At 30.4% G+C, this 16337-nt stretch carries 11 protein-coding genes; 7 read left to right on the forward strand and 4 right to left on the reverse strand.

What is annotated here, in order from left to right; all coding sequences use genetic code 11:
• Window positions 1–336: 336 nt before the first annotated feature.
• Genes rfbD through D3P13_RS19425 form a run of 3 tightly spaced genes read right to left on the reverse strand, consistent with a single transcriptional unit; the run spans window position 337 to window position 2477 of the window.
• Window positions 337–1248 (reverse strand): dTDP-4-dehydrorhamnose reductase, encoded by a 912-nt coding sequence (gene rfbD / locus D3P13_RS19415; RefSeq protein WP_117884861.1) that lies wholly within the window; start codon window positions 1246–1248, stop codon window positions 337–339.
• On the reverse strand, window positions 1248–2246 hold the full coding sequence (locus tag D3P13_RS19420; protein ID WP_117884863.1) for a potassium channel family protein: 999 nt from the start codon (window positions 2244–2246) through the stop codon (window positions 1248–1250). Before D3P13_RS19420 ends, rfbD begins: the two co-directional genes overlap by 1 nt.
• Before the next feature lie 3 nt (window positions 2247–2249).
• Window positions 2250–2477, reverse strand: a complete 228-nt coding sequence (locus tag D3P13_RS19425; protein ID WP_117884865.1) for a PspC domain-containing protein — start codon at window positions 2475–2477, stop codon at window positions 2250–2252.
• A 132-nt stretch (window positions 2478–2609) separates the two neighbouring features.
• On the opposite strand from D3P13_RS19425, the gene uvrA reads away from it, so the two are divergent.
• The 7 genes from uvrA to D3P13_RS19460 all read left to right on the forward strand — a co-directional run bounded on the left by uvrA (window position 2610) and on the right by D3P13_RS19460 (window position 14545).
• Window positions 2610–5429, forward strand: coding sequence for an excinuclease ABC subunit UvrA (uvrA, locus tag D3P13_RS19430; RefSeq protein WP_117884867.1), 2820 nt, complete (start codon window positions 2610–2612; stop codon window positions 5427–5429).
• A 39-nt stretch (window positions 5430–5468) separates the two neighbouring features.
• On the forward strand, window positions 5469–6194 hold the full coding sequence (locus D3P13_RS19435) for an LOG family protein (RefSeq protein ID WP_117884869.1): 726 nt from the start codon (window positions 5469–5471) through the stop codon (window positions 6192–6194).
• Window positions 6195–6276: 82 nt separating this feature from the next.
• Window positions 6277–7515, forward strand: coding sequence for a T9SS type A sorting domain-containing protein (locus D3P13_RS19440; RefSeq protein WP_117884871.1), 1239 nt, complete (start codon window positions 6277–6279; stop codon window positions 7513–7515).
• A 1-nt stretch (window position 7516) separates the two neighbouring features.
• Window positions 7517–10321: a gluzincin family metallopeptidase gene (locus D3P13_RS19445; protein ID WP_117884873.1), complete on the forward strand. Its 2805-nt coding sequence runs from the start codon at window positions 7517–7519 to the stop codon at window positions 10319–10321.
• A 154-nt stretch (window positions 10322–10475) separates the two neighbouring features.
• Complete coding sequence (locus D3P13_RS19450) at window positions 10476–12890, forward strand: alpha-ketoacid dehydrogenase subunit alpha/beta (protein ID WP_117884875.1); 2415 nt, start codon at window positions 10476–10478, stop codon at window positions 12888–12890.
• A gap of 92 nt (window positions 12891–12982) precedes the next feature.
• A complete protein-coding gene (locus D3P13_RS19455) occupies window positions 12983–13606 on the forward strand; it encodes a tRNA (guanine-N1)-methyltransferase (RefSeq protein ID WP_117884877.1) in 624 nt (207 codons plus the stop codon).
• A 198-nt stretch (window positions 13607–13804) separates the two neighbouring features.
• A complete protein-coding gene (locus tag D3P13_RS19460) occupies window positions 13805–14545 on the forward strand; it encodes a murein L,D-transpeptidase catalytic domain family protein (protein ID WP_117884879.1) in 741 nt (246 codons plus the stop codon).
• Between the two features lie 72 nt (window positions 14546–14617).
• On the opposite strand, the gene D3P13_RS19465 is transcribed toward D3P13_RS19460, so the two are convergent.
• On the reverse strand, window positions 14618–16327 hold the full coding sequence (locus D3P13_RS19465) for a L,D-transpeptidase family protein (protein WP_117884880.1): 1710 nt from the start codon (window positions 16325–16327) through the stop codon (window positions 14618–14620).
• Window positions 16328–16337: the final 10 nt, after the last annotated feature.

The raw sequence follows: 16337 nt of genomic DNA on the forward strand, positions 1-16337 counted from the left end.
AAGCGGATGCAAATATAAAACCTTTTTTTAAACCTGCAAGAAAAAAATTAAATTTTTATTTTATTTTTTTTCAACACCACCAAATCAACATTTCATCGCAATTACCTCTTGTCATATACCCCTCTCAATTGCGGGTGCAAACATACACCACTTTTTATTATCTAACAACATAATTTCAATTTTATTTTATATTTTTTTCGTCATTTATATAAACGCCTTAAAACCAATACAAAAACCTCTAAAAGGGCTACAAATATAAACAATATCTTTATAGATTCACACTTAACAAGATTTAAAGTTATTAACAATAATTAGAGATATTAACTTCAATTATTATTATTCTAGTTTTAAGAGCTGATTTTTAAACACTTGAAGTCGATTCTTAAAAGTTACGATAGGTAACTTTAATATCTTTTCTGACTTGCTTAAATCAAATCCTGTTTTGCTTGGCCTTTTGGCAGGCTGCTTTAATTGACTAGTTGGAATTGATTTGATGTAAGAAGTATCAAGATTAAAAGCTTCTGCAACTTGCAAAGCAGCCTCATAAATACTTAATAATTCACTGCTAGAAACATTAAAAATACCATAAGCAGTATTTTGTATTGCCAAAAAACAGGCTTCTGCCAAATCATCCACCAAGGTTGGCATTCTGAATTGGTCATTTACAATGGTTAGTGTTTGCTTCTTTTCTACACCATTCTTTATCCAAGAAACAATATTATTCTTACTCATATTATCTACCAATCCATAAACAAGTATAGTCCTTAATATAGTATAGTTAATTTGAGCCTCTTTTAGAATTACTTCTCCTTTCAGTTTTGAGAGACCATAATAATTAATTGGATTCGGTTTATCCTCTTCGGAATAAGGTCCATTTTCTCCATCAAAAATGAAATCAGTAGAGATATGAATTAAATGAGCATCATGTTTCTTCGTAGCTTTTGTAATTACCTTCAGTGCTTCAACATTGATCTTATCACATTCAACTTGTTCCTTTTCGCATTGATCTACATTAGTCATCGCAGCACAATTAATAATATAATTAGGCTTTATATCATCAAGTAAAGTGTTTAATTTTATGTGGTCAGTTATATCTATACTAGTATAGGTATAATTTTTTGCGGTTTCGTTCCTATTAACACCACGAGAAATTGCTGTAACCTCAAAACTTTCCAATTGCGAAAATAAATTCACTAATTTTTGACCAAGCAGACCATTGCTGCCAGTAATCACTAACCTCCCTCCCATTAGAATAATTTATTTAATTTTTGAATTTGATTCGCACTCCCTAATACAATCAACTTAGAGTTTATGACAAGTTTAGTTTCGGCATCTGGATTAATTACATATTCATGATCTGGCGTTTTAAAGCCAATAACCGAGCAACCCGTTTTTTTTCGTAAATCTAAATCTCGGATTGACTTTAGTAAAAATTCCTTTGGCAGATTGTCTACAACAATTTCTTCAAGATGTGTAGCGTTTTCAGAATCAGCTGCCAATTTATCTACAAATTCAACAATATCTGGTGTAACTAATAAGGAAGCCATATGCTCACCACCTAATTTATCTGGCATAATTACATTATTAGCACCCGCTATTCGTAATTTTGTGTCAGAGGAATCATTTGATGCTCTACTTACAATAGTCAAATCTTTGTTTAACTGTCTAGCTGATAACACTACATAGAGATTATTAGCATCAGAAGGCAATGCTGTAATTAAACTAGATGCTTTACCAATCGCTGCTTTTACCAAAAAATCATCAATAGTTGCATCTCCTTTAATATATAGTAAATTTTGTTCTTCAATTTCTAAAATTCGTTCTTCGTTATTTTCAATAATAACAAATGGCTTTTTATATTTAATTAATTTTACAGTTGCCTGCTTACCATTTCTTCCATAGCCACAAACAATAGTATGACCGCTTAGCTTATCAATTGTTTTCTGCACCTTTTTAGTTTTTATGTTTTTAAGGAATTCTCCACTAGCAATATATTGAGTTATTACAGACGCCGCGTAACCCAACGTTAATACACTCATTAAAATCAGAAAAATTGTAAATAATCTTTCAGATTGACTCAAAGGATGAACTTCACCAAAACCAACTGTTGTTATGGTTATGATAGTCATGTAAAGGGCATTGATAAAGGTGTCATCTGAAAAATACATATAGCCAAAAACACCGACACAAATTACCCCAATAAATAATAAAAGAGCTATATATAATTTAGGTTTAAAAATGTTCATAGTCTAAAGATCAAAAACTGAACTACGTTTAGTATAGACCATATCTTTTAATTTTAATAAAAATGCTAGGGTCAAATAAATTCCAAACCAAAAACCCAGTGTAATAAAAGATATATAGATGAAAAATAACCTTACGTTGGTTACTCTCATTCCCATTTTATCAGCCAACCTTGAAGAAACTTCAAAACCTCTTTTTTCAAAAAAATATCGCAACGATTGGACAATTTTCATTTTATTATATTTTGATGCAATTTAATAATTTTATAATTGAATATGTATTATAATTATCATTAAGAGCTGAATTTACCATTAATTGTGTTCTCAATTAATTATCTTTGCATTTTTCCAACTTTTTATAAAAATATGTCTGAAAATTATATAGATGTTCAAGGGGCAAGAGTCCATAATTTAAAGAACATTGATGTTAAAATACCTAGAGAGAAACTTGTTGTTATTACTGGCTTAAGTGGTAGTGGAAAATCGTCATTGGCTTTTGACACCATTTATGCGGAAGGACAAAGAAGGTATATTGAAACTTTTTCAGCTTATGCCCGACAGTTTTTAGGAGGATTAGAACGTCCTGATGTTGACAAAATTGATGGTTTATCTCCAGTGATTGCAATTGAGCAAAAAACTACGAGTAAAAGTCCGCGATCTACAGTAGGTACAATTACTGAAGTTTACGATTTTTTAAGGTTACTATTTGCCCGAGCGGCCGATGCTTATTCTTTCAATAGTGGTGAAAAGATGGTCAGTTATTCAGATGAACAAATTATTGATTTGATTTTAACTGATTTTGATTCTAAAAAAGTAAATATATTAGCACCTGTGATAAAATCCCGAAAGGGACATTATCGTGAACTTTTTGAGCAAATTTCAAAACAAGGATTTGTCAAAGTTCGTGTAGACGGTCAGGTTATAGATATTGAAAAAGGCATGCGTTTAGATCGTTATAAAACGCATGATATAGAAATAGTTATTGATAGATTATTGGTTGAAAAAAAGCAACAAAAAAGAGTAGAAGAAACTATTAAGACGGCGATGTACCATGGCGACGATACTATTTTAGTTTTAGACGTTGAGACCAATAAAACTAGATATTTTAGTAGAAGTTTAATGTGTCCAACATCGGGTATCTCGTACCCTAAGCCTGAGCCTAACTCATTTTCGTTTAATTCACCAAAGGGTGCTTGCGATAATTGTAATGGTTTAGGAACAGTAAATGAAGTTAATATTGACAAAATAATTCCAGACCCAGAAGTTTCTATTGCCAATGGTGGTATTGCACCAATCAATGAGCAAAAGAGTAAATGGATTTTAAAACAAATTGAACTTATTGCGGAAAGGTATCAGTTCAAATTAACTACACCAATTAACAAAATACCTAAAGAAGGGTTAGATGTTATATTATATGGTGGTAAAGAAAAATTTGAAGTATTATCTAAAGAAATGGGCATAACCAGATCTTACTCTATTGATTTTGAAGGAATTGCCAATTTTATAAAATATCAATTTGATGAAACGAGTTCAGTTTCTATAAAGCGTTGGGCATCTACCTATATGGATGAGAATAACTGCTCTGTTTGTGGTGGTTCTCGTTTAAAAGTAGAATCGTTACATTTTAAAATTCAAGGTAAAAACATTGCCGATTTAGCAGACATGGATATTGTTCAGTTGGCAGATTGGTTTAAAAAAGTTAAAAATAAACTTAGTAAAAAACAAACGGCAATTGCTTCTGAAATCATAAAAGAAATTGAAACTAGAATTCAATTTTTATTAGATGTAGGCTTGGATTATTTAGCATTGAATAGAAGTTCGAAAACCTTATCAGGAGGTGAAGCACAAAGAATAAGATTAGCAACCCAAATTGGATCTCAACTTGTTGGTGTATTATATATTTTAGATGAACCAAGTATCGGTCTGCACCAAAGAGACAACCACAGACTTATAGATTCTCTTCAAAAATTGAGAGACATTGGAAATTCTGTTCTGGTTGTTGAACATGACAAAGATATGATTGAGCAAGCCGATTATGTAATTGATATTGGCCCCAAAGCAGGAAAGTTTGGTGGTGAGATTATCAGTAGTTCTACTCCAAAAGAGTTGTTGAAAAGCCATACCTTAACAGCTGATTATATAAATGGTACTAAAAAAATTGAGATTCCTAATAAAAGAAGAATTGGAAACGGTAAAGTTCTTATTCTAGAGGGAGCTACAGGAAATAATTTAAAAAATGTAACGGTTACTTTACCATTAGGTAAAATGATTTGTGTTACAGGAGTTTCTGGAAGTGGAAAGTCAACTTTAATTAATGAAACGTTATATCCTATTTTAAACCAGTATATATATAGAGGTGTTAAAGTACCAATGCCGTACAAAAGTATTACAGGATTAGAACATGTTGATAAAATCATAGATATAAATCAATCTCCTATTGGCAGAACCCCAAGATCAAATCCTGCCACATACACAGGTGTTTTTAGTGAAATTCGTAATCTTTTTGCTAAGACGCCCGAAGCCCTTATTAGAGGTTACAAACCTGGAAGATTTTCTTTTAATGTTAAAGAAGGTAGATGTGAAACATGTGAAGGAGGTGGCGTACGTGTTATTGAAATGAATTTCTTACCAGATGTTTATGTGGAATGTGAAACGTGTATGGGTAAACGTTTTGATAGAGAAACATTAGAAATTCGTTATAAGGGAAAATCAATTTCTGATGTGCTTAATATGACTATTGACGAAAGTGTCAAGTTTTTTGAACACATTCCAAAAATACATAGAAAGGTTAAAACCATAAAAGATGTTGGTTTAGGTTACATAACACTAGGACAACAATCTACTACCCTATCTGGTGGAGAGGCACAACGTATTAAATTAGCCACTGAACTATCGAAAAAGGATACAGGTAATACTTTTTATATTTTGGACGAGCCTACTACCGGTTTGCATTTTGAAGATATTGATGTATTAATGAAAGTATTAAACAAGTTGACTGATAAAGGTAATACTGTATTAATTATAGAACACAACTTAGATGTTGTAAAATTGGCCGATTATATTATTGATATTGGCCCAGAAGGTGGGAAAAATGGTGGTAATGTTTTATGTACCGGAACACCTGAGGAAATCATCAAAGTTGAGAATAGCTATACAGCACAGTTTCTAAAAAAAGAATTACATTAGCAACTTATAGGAATAAATTAAACTAAAAGAGTAAAATATATGTCGTCAGCGTTAAATTTAAATGAAGAGCGAAAAATAATTGAAAAATTTCAACACAAAACTTGGAATGAAATAAAAACCAATGATACTTGGGCCATTTTTAAAATAATGGCTGAGTTTGTAAATGGTTATGAAAAAATGAGTAAGATAGGACCGTGTGTTAGTATTTTTGGTTCAGCAAGGACAAAACCTGATCAAAAATATTACAAATTGGCTGAAAATATTGCCTATGAATTAACACAAAATGGTTTTGGTGTTATTACTGGTGGTGGTCCTGGTATTATGGAAGCAGGTAATAAAGGAGCTCATAGAGGCGAAGGTGCATCTGTTGGACTAAACATTGATTTACCTTTTGAACAACATGACAACCCATATATAGACCATGATAAAAATGTAATGTTTGATTACTTTTTTGTTCGTAAAGTAATGTTTGTAAAATACGCTCAAGGGTTTGTAGTAATGCCTGGTGGATTTGGTACATTAGATGAACTTTTTGAGGCTGTAACATTAATTCAAACTAAAAAGATTGGAAAATTTCCAATTATTTTAGTTGGCTCTGAATTTTGGAATGGTATTTTTGATTGGGTAAAGGAAGTTTTAATTGGAAAATTTGGTAATGCAAGTGCTGAAGATATGGATCTGATTCAAATTGTTGATACTGAAAAAGAAGTTGTAGATATACTAAATAACTTTTATAAAAAATATAGTTTGAGTCCTAACTTCTAATATACACACCCTTTTTATTGAGGTAATATTAATTTAAAAAACAGATAAGAAATATACGTAGTACAATCTTAACATTGAAATAATGAAACTAAAACTAGTCATCTTATTAATGATTCTTTTGACTTCTGTAATAGAAGCTCAAAACATTATTAAGACTATGTTTTATAACTTACTAGAATTTCCGGAAGCACCACCTACAAATAGGCTCACTATTTTAAAAGCAATTTTAGATGATTATCAACCAGACTTATTTATGGTTTGTGAATTACAATCAGAAGAAGGTGCTAACTCAATTTTAAGTACTTCGTTACAAACAAGTGATAATAGATATGCTAAAGCTGCTTTTGTTTCTAATCAATCCAATTTGACAACGGATTTACAGCAATTGGTTTTTTTTAATAAAAATAAATTAATTTTAGTTAGTCAAGATTTAATTACAACTGGCATTAGAGATATTAATCATTATCTTTTTAAATTGAACACGACAGATAACACTACAAATCCTATCTATTTAAATGTTTTTGTTACACATTTAAAATCCAGTCAAGGTTTTGAAAATGAAGATAAACGATTAGATATGGTTTTGGACTTTACAAGTACATTAGTTAACATTCCATCAGACCATTTTGTTCTAATTTCTGGTGATTTTAACCTATACACTGGTCAAGAGGGGGCGTATCAAGAATTATTAGACCCAACAAATGCAATTGTTTTGCATGACCCGATTAATAAAGACGGAAATTGGCATAATAATTTAACATACCAAGATATTCATACCCAATCCAGTAGAGTTTCCAAAGATGATTTTGGCGATAGAGGTGCTGAAGGTGGAATGGACGATAGGTTTGATTTTATTTTAATATCTGAGAATTTGAAAAACAGTAGCACATTAAAATATACCCCAGACTCCTATAAAGCGTTTGGAAATAATGGTAATTGTTATAATAAATCTATAAATGACCCAACTTGTACTGGTACATTTAATCAAGAAATAAGAGAAGCATTATATAATATGAGTGACCATTTACCTGTAGTTATGCAACTAGAAACGGATAAGACGCTAGCTACTAAAAACTTAACACATACGGGAAATTATTTAAAGTTTAAAAATGGTAATGTAGTAAAAGACCATTTTTCTTTAGAAGTAAATGCTAGTATTTTTGAAGGGCAAATTGTTATATATAATAGTATGGGGCAAAAAATTCAATCAATTACATTAAACGAAGAAAATGAAAATATTGACGCAACCAATTTGACAAGCGGCATCTATTATATAAAACTACAAAACACAACCTCAACGTTAAAATTTATAAAACTATAAATTGAGGATACCAAAATACATTATCGCTTTATGCTGTTTTTCAGCCTTTATTTGTCATGCTCAACAAAACAAAACTAGTATTGATGCTAAACTTGATTATCTAAATAAAGAACTTAAAATTCAACAAAAAATAACGTATCATAATACTTCTAAAGTCACATTAGATACACTTTATTTTCATAACTGGGCGGCGGCATATAAAAATAGACACACACCTTTATCTAAAAGGTTGATTGAAGATTATGATAAAAGTTTATACTTTGCAAAGTCTAATTTAAGAGGAGGAACAAGCATTAAAAACATTTCTAGTAATTATGTTTCTGACAAATGGCTCATTGATAAAAATGAGCCGGACATTATAAAGGTAATTTTGAATAAACCTTTAAAGTCACTAGACTCGGTTGTACTATCATTAACTTATATAACAAAAGTTCCTTCTTCAATATTTACAGAATATGGACAAAGAGCCAACACTTATAATTTAAGATATTGGTATATAACCCCTGCTGTTTTTGATGGAGAATGGCAAACCATGAGTAATTTAAACATGGATGACTTATATATGCAACCTTCAGCATATGATATAAAATTTTCAATACCTCAAGGAGTACATTTTAATACTGATTTAAAGTATACAAAAACTATTAATCCACCGTTTACAACCTACCATTTAAAAGGTAAAAATAGAATTGATATTGAACTAAATTTTAATGTAATTAACGATTTTATTGAGTTTGAAACTAGCCCGAAAGTTATTACAAACTTAAATGGAACATCCTTAAGTAATTCTTTAAAAACAGATATCGTTACTAGAGAGTTAGCTTTTATTGAAGAGCACATTGGTAAATATCCACATGACAAACTTTTAGTTAACAGTATTAGTTATAGCAAAAACCCCATATATGGTTTAAACCAATTACCAAAAATGTTTAATCCTTTTTCTGGAGCTTTTGAATGGGATATAAAAATGTTTAAAGCATTAACTAGAAAATATTTAGAGAATACAATTATTGTAAATCGAAGAAAAGATGCCTGGATTTTAGATGGAATTCAGAACTTTTTAATGATAAAATATGTTGAGAAATATTATCCTGAAATTAAGGCATTAGGTAATATTTCTAAAATTTGGGGAGTAAGAAGTTTCAATGTAGCCAAATTAGGTATTAATGATAAATACCCCTTTGTATATCAATTTGCAGCACGTAAAAATTATGACCAAGCGTTAACTACTAGAGCCGATTCATTATCTAATTTTAACAGAAAAATTGTCAATAAATATAAGGCAGGGCTAGGTTTACAATATTTAGATGAATATTTAAATGATAGTATTGTCTTCAAAAGTATAAAACAATTTTATTCAGAAAGTTTGAATAAGAAAACTAACAGTAATTTGTTTAAAACCATCATTACTGAAAAATCTGATATGGATTTAAGTTGGTTTTTTGGTGACTATATTAATACTAAGAAAAAAATAGATTACACTATAAAGAAAATAAAACAAAACAAAGATTCTGTTGAAATTACAATTAAAAACAGAAGAAATATAACTGTTCCTATTGCACTCTATGGCATTAATAAAAAGGAAATTACATTCAGAAAATGGTTAACTGATATTGACTCTACCACTACCATTTCAATTCCAAAAGGAGACTATGACCGGTTATCATTAAATTACGAATATTTATATCCTGAATTAAACCTAAGAGATAATTGGAAAAATTTAAAAGGCTTATTAAATAAGCCAATACAATTTCGATTCTTTAAAGATGTAGAGAATCCTTATTACAATCAAGTTTTTTATAATTTTTATGCAGGTTATAATTTGTATGATGGTCTAATTTTAGGCCCTAGCCTATATAATGAAGCTATATTTAAGAAAAAATGGTTGTATAAAATTACTCCCACGTACGGTACAAACAGTGGGAAAATTACGGGTGCAACATCTTTTGTGTATCAACACATACCTGAGGAGACTTCGGTATACAGGTATAGAATTGGAATAAGTGCCAGTAATTTTCATTATGATGAGAACTTGAGCTATGTCAGAATATCACCGTTTGCTTCAGTTGAATTTAAACGTAAAAGTTTACGTGATGTTGGCGGCAGTTCCTTATCAGCACGTTATGTAATTGTAAATAAAGAGATTCCTAAATTTGCACCCAAATTAGAATCAGACAATTATAATATTTTAAATCTTCGTTATGGTTATACCAAACCTGATATTATTCAAGATTTACGTTATAATGTAGATTTTCAGCTGGCTGAAAAATTTAGCAAGCTATCGTTAGATTTTAGATATAGAAAATTAACTGATACTCATAGACAGTATGATTTTAGGCTTTATTTTGGTACATTCCTATCAAATAAAACAGAAAGCGATTTCTTTAGCTTTTCTTTAGATCGTCCTTCAGATTATTTATTTGATTACAACTTTTTAGGAAGATCTGAAAAATCAGGATTTTTAAGTCAGCAAATTATTATTGCAGAAGGAGGTTTTAAATCTATGTTTGAGAACCCATATGCCAATCAATGGATGCTTTCAACTAATAATAGTATGAGTATTTGGAGTTGGATTGAGGCATATGCCGATGCTGGTTTTTATAAAAATAAAAACAACCGAGCGTTATTTAGGTATGACAGTGGTATCAGATTAAACTTTGTCCATAACTTTTTTGAGGTTTATTTCCCCATACAATCTAGTTTAGGGTTTGAACCTACGAGACCAAATTACGCCTCTAAAATTAGATTTGTAATTACTTTAGCCCCTGAAAAATTGATAGGATTAATTAGAAGAGGATTTTTCTAATCTAAATCCTTGTTCAACATCCACAATTAAACTTTTTTACAATTTCTTTTCATCTGTAATTTTCAAGTGTATTCAACTAAAAACAGACAGCTGATTGCATTTGACATTCTACTATAAAAATCGTACTTTTGCGAGACTCCAATAAAAGTAATACATGTCAGAAAAAACCTTAGAACCAGAGCATAAATTATCGTATGAAGAATTTAAAAAAGAAATTCTTGAAGATTATAAAATTGCGGTTATTAGCAGAGAATGTAGCCTATTAGGTAGAAGAGAAGTCTTAACAGGTAAAGCTAAGTTTGGTATTTTTGGAGACGGAAAAGAGGTACCACAATTGGCATTGGCAAAAGCCTTTAAAAATGGAGATTGGCGTTCAGGTTATTATCGCGATCAAACTTTTATGATGGCTATTGGAGAATTATCACCAGCACAGTTTTTTGCAGGGCTTTATGCTCACACTGATATTGAGGCAGAACCTTATTCTGCAGGACGGCAAATGGGAGGACATTTTACTACACATTCTCTTAATGAAGACGGCTCATGGAAAAACCTAATGAAGCAAAAAAATGTTAGTGCAGATATTTCACCAACATCAGGACAAATGCCGCGTTTACTTGGACTTGCCCAAGCGTCTAAAATGTTTAGGGAAATTCCTGAACTTAAAAAATATAATACTTTTTCTAATAACGGTAATGAAATAGCTTGGGGTACAATTGGTAATGCAAGCACATCTGAAGGTCATTTTTTTGAAACTTTTAACGCTGCCGGTGTTTTACAAGTACCAATGGTTATTAGTGTATGGGATGATGAATATGGTATATCTGTTCATGCAAAACATCAAACCACAAAAGAAAGTATTTCAGAAGTTTTAGAAGGGTTTCGCCGTACAAATGATGTTGATGGTTACGAAATATTTGTAGTCAATGGATGGGATTATTCTAAACTAATCGATGTTTACAATGAAGCATCTACTATAGCCAGAAAAAACCATGTACCTGTTTTAATACATGTAAAAGAGCTAACACAACCTCAAGGGCATTCTACATCTGGATCGCACGAAAGATACAAAAGTGCAGAACGCCTTGAGTGGGAAGTAGCACATGACTGCAACGCTAAAATGAAGGAGTGGATACTTGATGTTTTTGAAAATGAAGAAGAGCTTATTACTATAGAGAAAAATGCTAAAAAAGAAGTTAGTGCAGCAAAACGATCCGCTTGGACTGCTTACTCGAAAGGTATTATTTCAACGCAAAAAAAAGTAGTTCACTTATTAGATGATTTAGCTAACCAAAGTGAGAATAAACCTTTTATTTCAAAATTAAAAAATGATTTAGAATCGTTAGAGGCTCCATTAAAAAAGGATATTTTATCGACAGCAAGAAAATGCTTGGTTTATGTTAGAAACGAAAACAATAACGCGAAGGTCCCATTAATTAGTTGGATAAATAGTTACGAAAAAGAGCAGCAATATAATTACAGTACACATTTGTATAGTGAATTCAAAAATACTGCCACGTCTATTAAGGAAATTAAACCTACATATGCTAAAGATGCAGAAATTGTTGATGCTAGAATCGTATTAAGAGATAATTTTGATAGTATTTTATCACAACATGATAATGTACTTATTTTTGGAGAAGATGCGGGTAAAATTGGTGATGTAAATCAAGGGTTAGAAGGTTTACAACAAAAATATGGCGAATTAAGGGTTGCTGATACTGGTATAAGAGAAGCTAGTATTATGGGACAAGGTATTGGTATGGCCATGCGTGGATTAAGACCTATTGCCGAAATTCAATATCTTGATTATTTATTATATGGTTTACAAATTTTAAGTGATGATTTAGCCACACTTCGTTATAGAACTTTTGGTAAACAAAAGGCTCCATTAATTATTAGAACTAGAGGGCACCGATTAGAAGGAATTTGGCATTCTGGTTCACACATGGGGGCAATTACACACTTACTAAGAGGTATATACATTCTTACACCACGAAACATGACTAAGGCAGCAGGCTTTTATAATACACTACTAAAAAGTGATGAACCGGCATTAATTGTTGAAAATTTAAATGGATATAGATTAAAGGAAAAATTACCAACGAACTTAGGTCAGTTTACTACGCCTATTGGTGTAGTTGAAACAATTAAAGAAGGCTCTGATATTACCGTAGTCTCTTATGGCTCTACATTAAAATTAGTAGAGGAAGCTTCGAAGGAATTATTAAAAGCAGAAATTGATATTGAAATTATAGATGCTCAGACATTACTACCATTTGATTTAAATAAAGAAGTTGTTAAAAGTATTGAAAAAACAAACAGGCTAGTTATTATAGATGAAGATGTTCCTGGTGGTGCTTCAGCTTATCTTTTAGATCAAATTTTAAACAAGCAAAACGCATATCAATTTTTAGATAGTAAACCATTGACGATTACTTCAAAGAACCATAGGGCAGCTTATGGTACGGACGGTGATTATTTCTCAAAACCGTCTATCGAAGATATTTTTGAAGGCCTTTATAATGTTATGAATGAGCTGAATCCATTAAAATATAAAAAATTATATTAATCTGCTCAACTTTTTTCTGTGCTTTAACTTTCATGTTTAGAAGTAATTATTTACTTTTGAACGCTGAATTATACAACTCTAAATAAAAACAAATGAAATTCGCTAAAATTCTAATCACATTTCTCCTTTGTGTATCTACAACAGGTATTATTTTCGCTCAAGAAGAGGAAGAAAAAGGCTCCTTAAATAGTGGTACTATTGAAAGCCAATTTGATTATATGTACAAAAAATCTCCGAAATGGGAAGATTATCGCAGTGTAAAAACTAATAATCTTTTTAAATTTAAAAACAATGTGATTGATTCCTTAAAACTATCTAGAAAGATATATGCAGAAAGTCAAAACGTTGTTAGTGCTCAAAAAACAGAAATTGATTCACTTAATGTTAAATTAGAAGCTACAAAAGGAAACTTAATGGCGGTAACAGAAGAAAAAGATAGTATTAAGCTTTTGGGTATTCCTATGAGTAAAACGGGCTACAACACTATACTTTGGACAATAATTGCAGCATTAACAGGACTATTATTATTTTTTATAGGTAAATTTAAACGAAGTAATACTGTAACTGTAGATGCTAAAAAAGCAAAAGCTGAAATTGAAGAAGAATACGAAAGTCATAGACAACGCTCTATAGAACGTGAACAAAAATTAAGAAGAGAGTTGCAAGACGAATTAAATAAACAGAAATACTCTGAAAATGCAACTAAGAAAAAATAATTAATTATTTTTTTTAACATTGTATTATGCAATAAATCTGAGATTTAAGAGTTATTATTTTCTGTTGCTATGAATTAAGTTTTTTTAAATAATTTTTTTCGACCCAATTATTATTAAAAAAGATTTGAAAAAAATTAACATTATCTAGGTAGGAACGATACTACTTAGATTGTTTAATAACAAAAGAAACTAATTTAGATGTATAGAAAAATTCTTACCTTAACTATCAGTTTTATTCTAATTTTCCCTATTTACGCATGGGAAACTCCAATTTCATACAATAACAATACAGACAAAGCAACTACTAATACAGAAAGTATTTTCACTTCTTATTCTGAAGATTTATACCAAAAAATTAACGATAGTAACTTAGATTTTGAAGCTTTTAAACATGCTTTAAAAGGTTATGTTCAGTTACAAAACAAACAACAACTTAAAAATTCTAAGTATTTAACTTTAATAGATATGAGTGTTTCTGCAAATACAGAAAGATTTTATCTTATAAACATGGAAACACAAACTATTGAACATAAAAGTGTTGTTGCTCATGGTGAAAAGTCAGGTTTAGAATATGCCAAAAAATTTTCAAATAAAGTTAATAGTCATCAATCAAGTATTGGTTTTTACAAAACGGCCGAGACATATATTGGTAAACATGGACTTTCTTTACGTTTAGATGGATTAGAATATTCTAATAATAAAGCCAGAGAACGTGCTATCGTGATACACTCTGCTGATTATGCCAATCCTGATTTCATACAATCAAATGGTAGGTTAGGAAGAAGTTGGGGATGTCCTGCATTACCTGATAAAGATTATGCCGTAATTATTAATAAAATTAAAGAAGGCAGTTGTGTGTTTGTATATTATCCACAAGAACAATACTTATCTAAATCTAAACTTATTTCGATGGAAAACATTTTAGATACAAAAAACTAACAAAATAAACATAACTAATAATTTTTAAAAACAGCTTAACAAAAGTTAAGCTGTTTTTTATATATCTAATTTCTATATATTGTTTATTGACATGCTTCTTATTAGTTTTTTATCTTCGCCATAAACATCCTTAAAAAAAGTAATTTTTCCTGAACTATCAGCTTCTACTGATACGTAATATAAAAATACAGGAACATTCTTTTTCATTGGCATCCACTTTTCTATCCTCTTTTTTATATATGTATTCACCGTATCCATAGTATAGCTATTCTGGTCTTTTTCTAACAAATAATCTGCTAAATCTAATGCGTTTTGTACTCTAACACATCCATGACTGTATGCTCTAATTTCCCTATTAAAAAAAGATTTCGAAGGTGTATCATGCAAATAGATTGCATCCTTATTAGGAAATATAAACTTCACATAACCTAAGGCATTTATTCCGCCTCCTTGTTGTCTAAAAGAATAATTAAAATTAGCTTTATTCACTTCACTCCAATCTACAGAAGTAGGATCAATTTTTTTTCTATCCTTGCTAATAACCTCAAAATTATTTCTTGTTAAATAAGTAGAATCTCTTTTGGCTTTAACTAAAATTTCTCTAACTGATATTGTCTTAGGCACATTCCAATAAGGATAGGCTATAATATATTGTAAAGAGTCTATTATTTCTGGAGTTTGGTTTTTAACACTTCCAACCACAACATTAAACTTTTTAGATACTTTATAATCATTAACAACTCTTAATTGGTAAGAAGGTATATTCACAAATAAGTAATCTGCAGGCCAATTTTCTTTCCATCTCCATCTTTCTAAACTCGCTTTAATTTGTTGGTAATATTCATAAGGACTTACTGATAATGCTTTCGCCGTATTTGTACCTATTAAACCATCTGACTTTAAACCATGATCTAACTGAAATTTTTCTATGGCACTTTCGTAAAGAGAATCTTTATGATCTTCAGTTAAATAATTATGCAAAACTAGAGCCTTTTTAGCTTGAACAACTGATTTTGTCGAGTCTTGCCTAAAGTTAACTACAGCTACAGTTTTTGTAGACAAGCTAGCGTGTTCTAAATATTTTGCCAATCCTTTCTGCAAATTTCTGTATTCCGGTTGTTTCGGCTGAAAATCAATTAATTTTTCTATTAAGCTATCTTTCTCATAAGCAACTTGTAAGTATTCAGGTAAATTGATATTAAATTTTTTACGCGGTAAAATAGACACCTCATTTAAAGAATCTAAAACACCATAATTTAAATGTCTACCAAATCTCATATATTCATAAGATAAAAGCACCTCTAATCGACTTAACAAGGCATATCTACTCTTTTTGTCGGCTATACCTTCAATTTCTTTATGAATTGCTCTTAACTCGTTTATTGGATATAGCCTAGTGTCTAATCCATACACTTTAGCATCTGACAAAGCTTCTAATAATTTACTTCCATCTTTATTCAAAGTAATAGAGTCTGATATCCATAATGTAGAATAATTGACATTTTTATAAAGCGTTTCTAACCATTGCAGACTGTCCACTCTTATTTCATTTATTTCGTCTTTAATAATCGAATTACGATTAGAGGCAAAGAACTGATTAAAGTCAGCTCTATAATCTGTTTTAGGAATTTCTATGTTCTTTGTTTGGGTCTTTTCTGCACAAGAAGTAAGCATAACCAGAACAAAGATTACGAGAATATTTAATGTCTTTTTCATATAAGAACTAAGTCGCAAATTTAACAAATTAAATTGCACATAGTTCTCGTTTATTATCTTTTTCATACTTGTAGGT

This window comes from Aureibaculum luteum (genome assembly GCF_003449015.1).
Classification (GTDB): domain Bacteria; phylum Bacteroidota; class Bacteroidia; order Flavobacteriales; family Flavobacteriaceae; genus Aureibaculum; species Aureibaculum luteum.

Excerpts from the sequence above, each read along its gene's own strand:
- rfbD (WP_117884861.1), bottom strand. The coding sequence starts at position 1,248 with ATGGGAGGGAGGTTAGTGATTACTGGCAGCAATGGTCTGCTTGGTCAA.
- D3P13_RS19420 (WP_117884863.1), bottom strand. The coding sequence starts at position 2,246 with ATGAACATTTTTAAACCTAAATTATATATAGCTCTTTTATTATTTATT.
- D3P13_RS19425 (WP_117884865.1), bottom strand. The coding sequence starts at position 2,477 with ATGAAAATTGTCCAATCGTTGCGATATTTTTTTGAAAAAAGAGGTTTT.
- uvrA (WP_117884867.1), top strand. The coding sequence starts at position 2,610 with ATGTCTGAAAATTATATAGATGTTCAAGGGGCAAGAGTCCATAATTTA.
- D3P13_RS19435 (WP_117884869.1), top strand. The coding sequence starts at position 5,469 with ATGTCGTCAGCGTTAAATTTAAATGAAGAGCGAAAAATAATTGAAAAA.
- D3P13_RS19440 (WP_117884871.1), top strand. The coding sequence starts at position 6,277 with ATGAAACTAAAACTAGTCATCTTATTAATGATTCTTTTGACTTCTGTA.
- D3P13_RS19450 (WP_117884875.1), top strand. The coding sequence starts at position 10,476 with ATGTCAGAAAAAACCTTAGAACCAGAGCATAAATTATCGTATGAAGAA.
- D3P13_RS19455 (WP_117884877.1), top strand. The coding sequence starts at position 12,983 with ATGAAATTCGCTAAAATTCTAATCACATTTCTCCTTTGTGTATCTACA.
- D3P13_RS19460 (WP_117884879.1), top strand. The coding sequence starts at position 13,805 with ATGTATAGAAAAATTCTTACCTTAACTATCAGTTTTATTCTAATTTTC.
- D3P13_RS19465 (WP_117884880.1), bottom strand. The coding sequence starts at position 16,327 with ATGAAAAAGATAATAAACGAGAACTATGTGCAATTTAATTTGTTAAAT.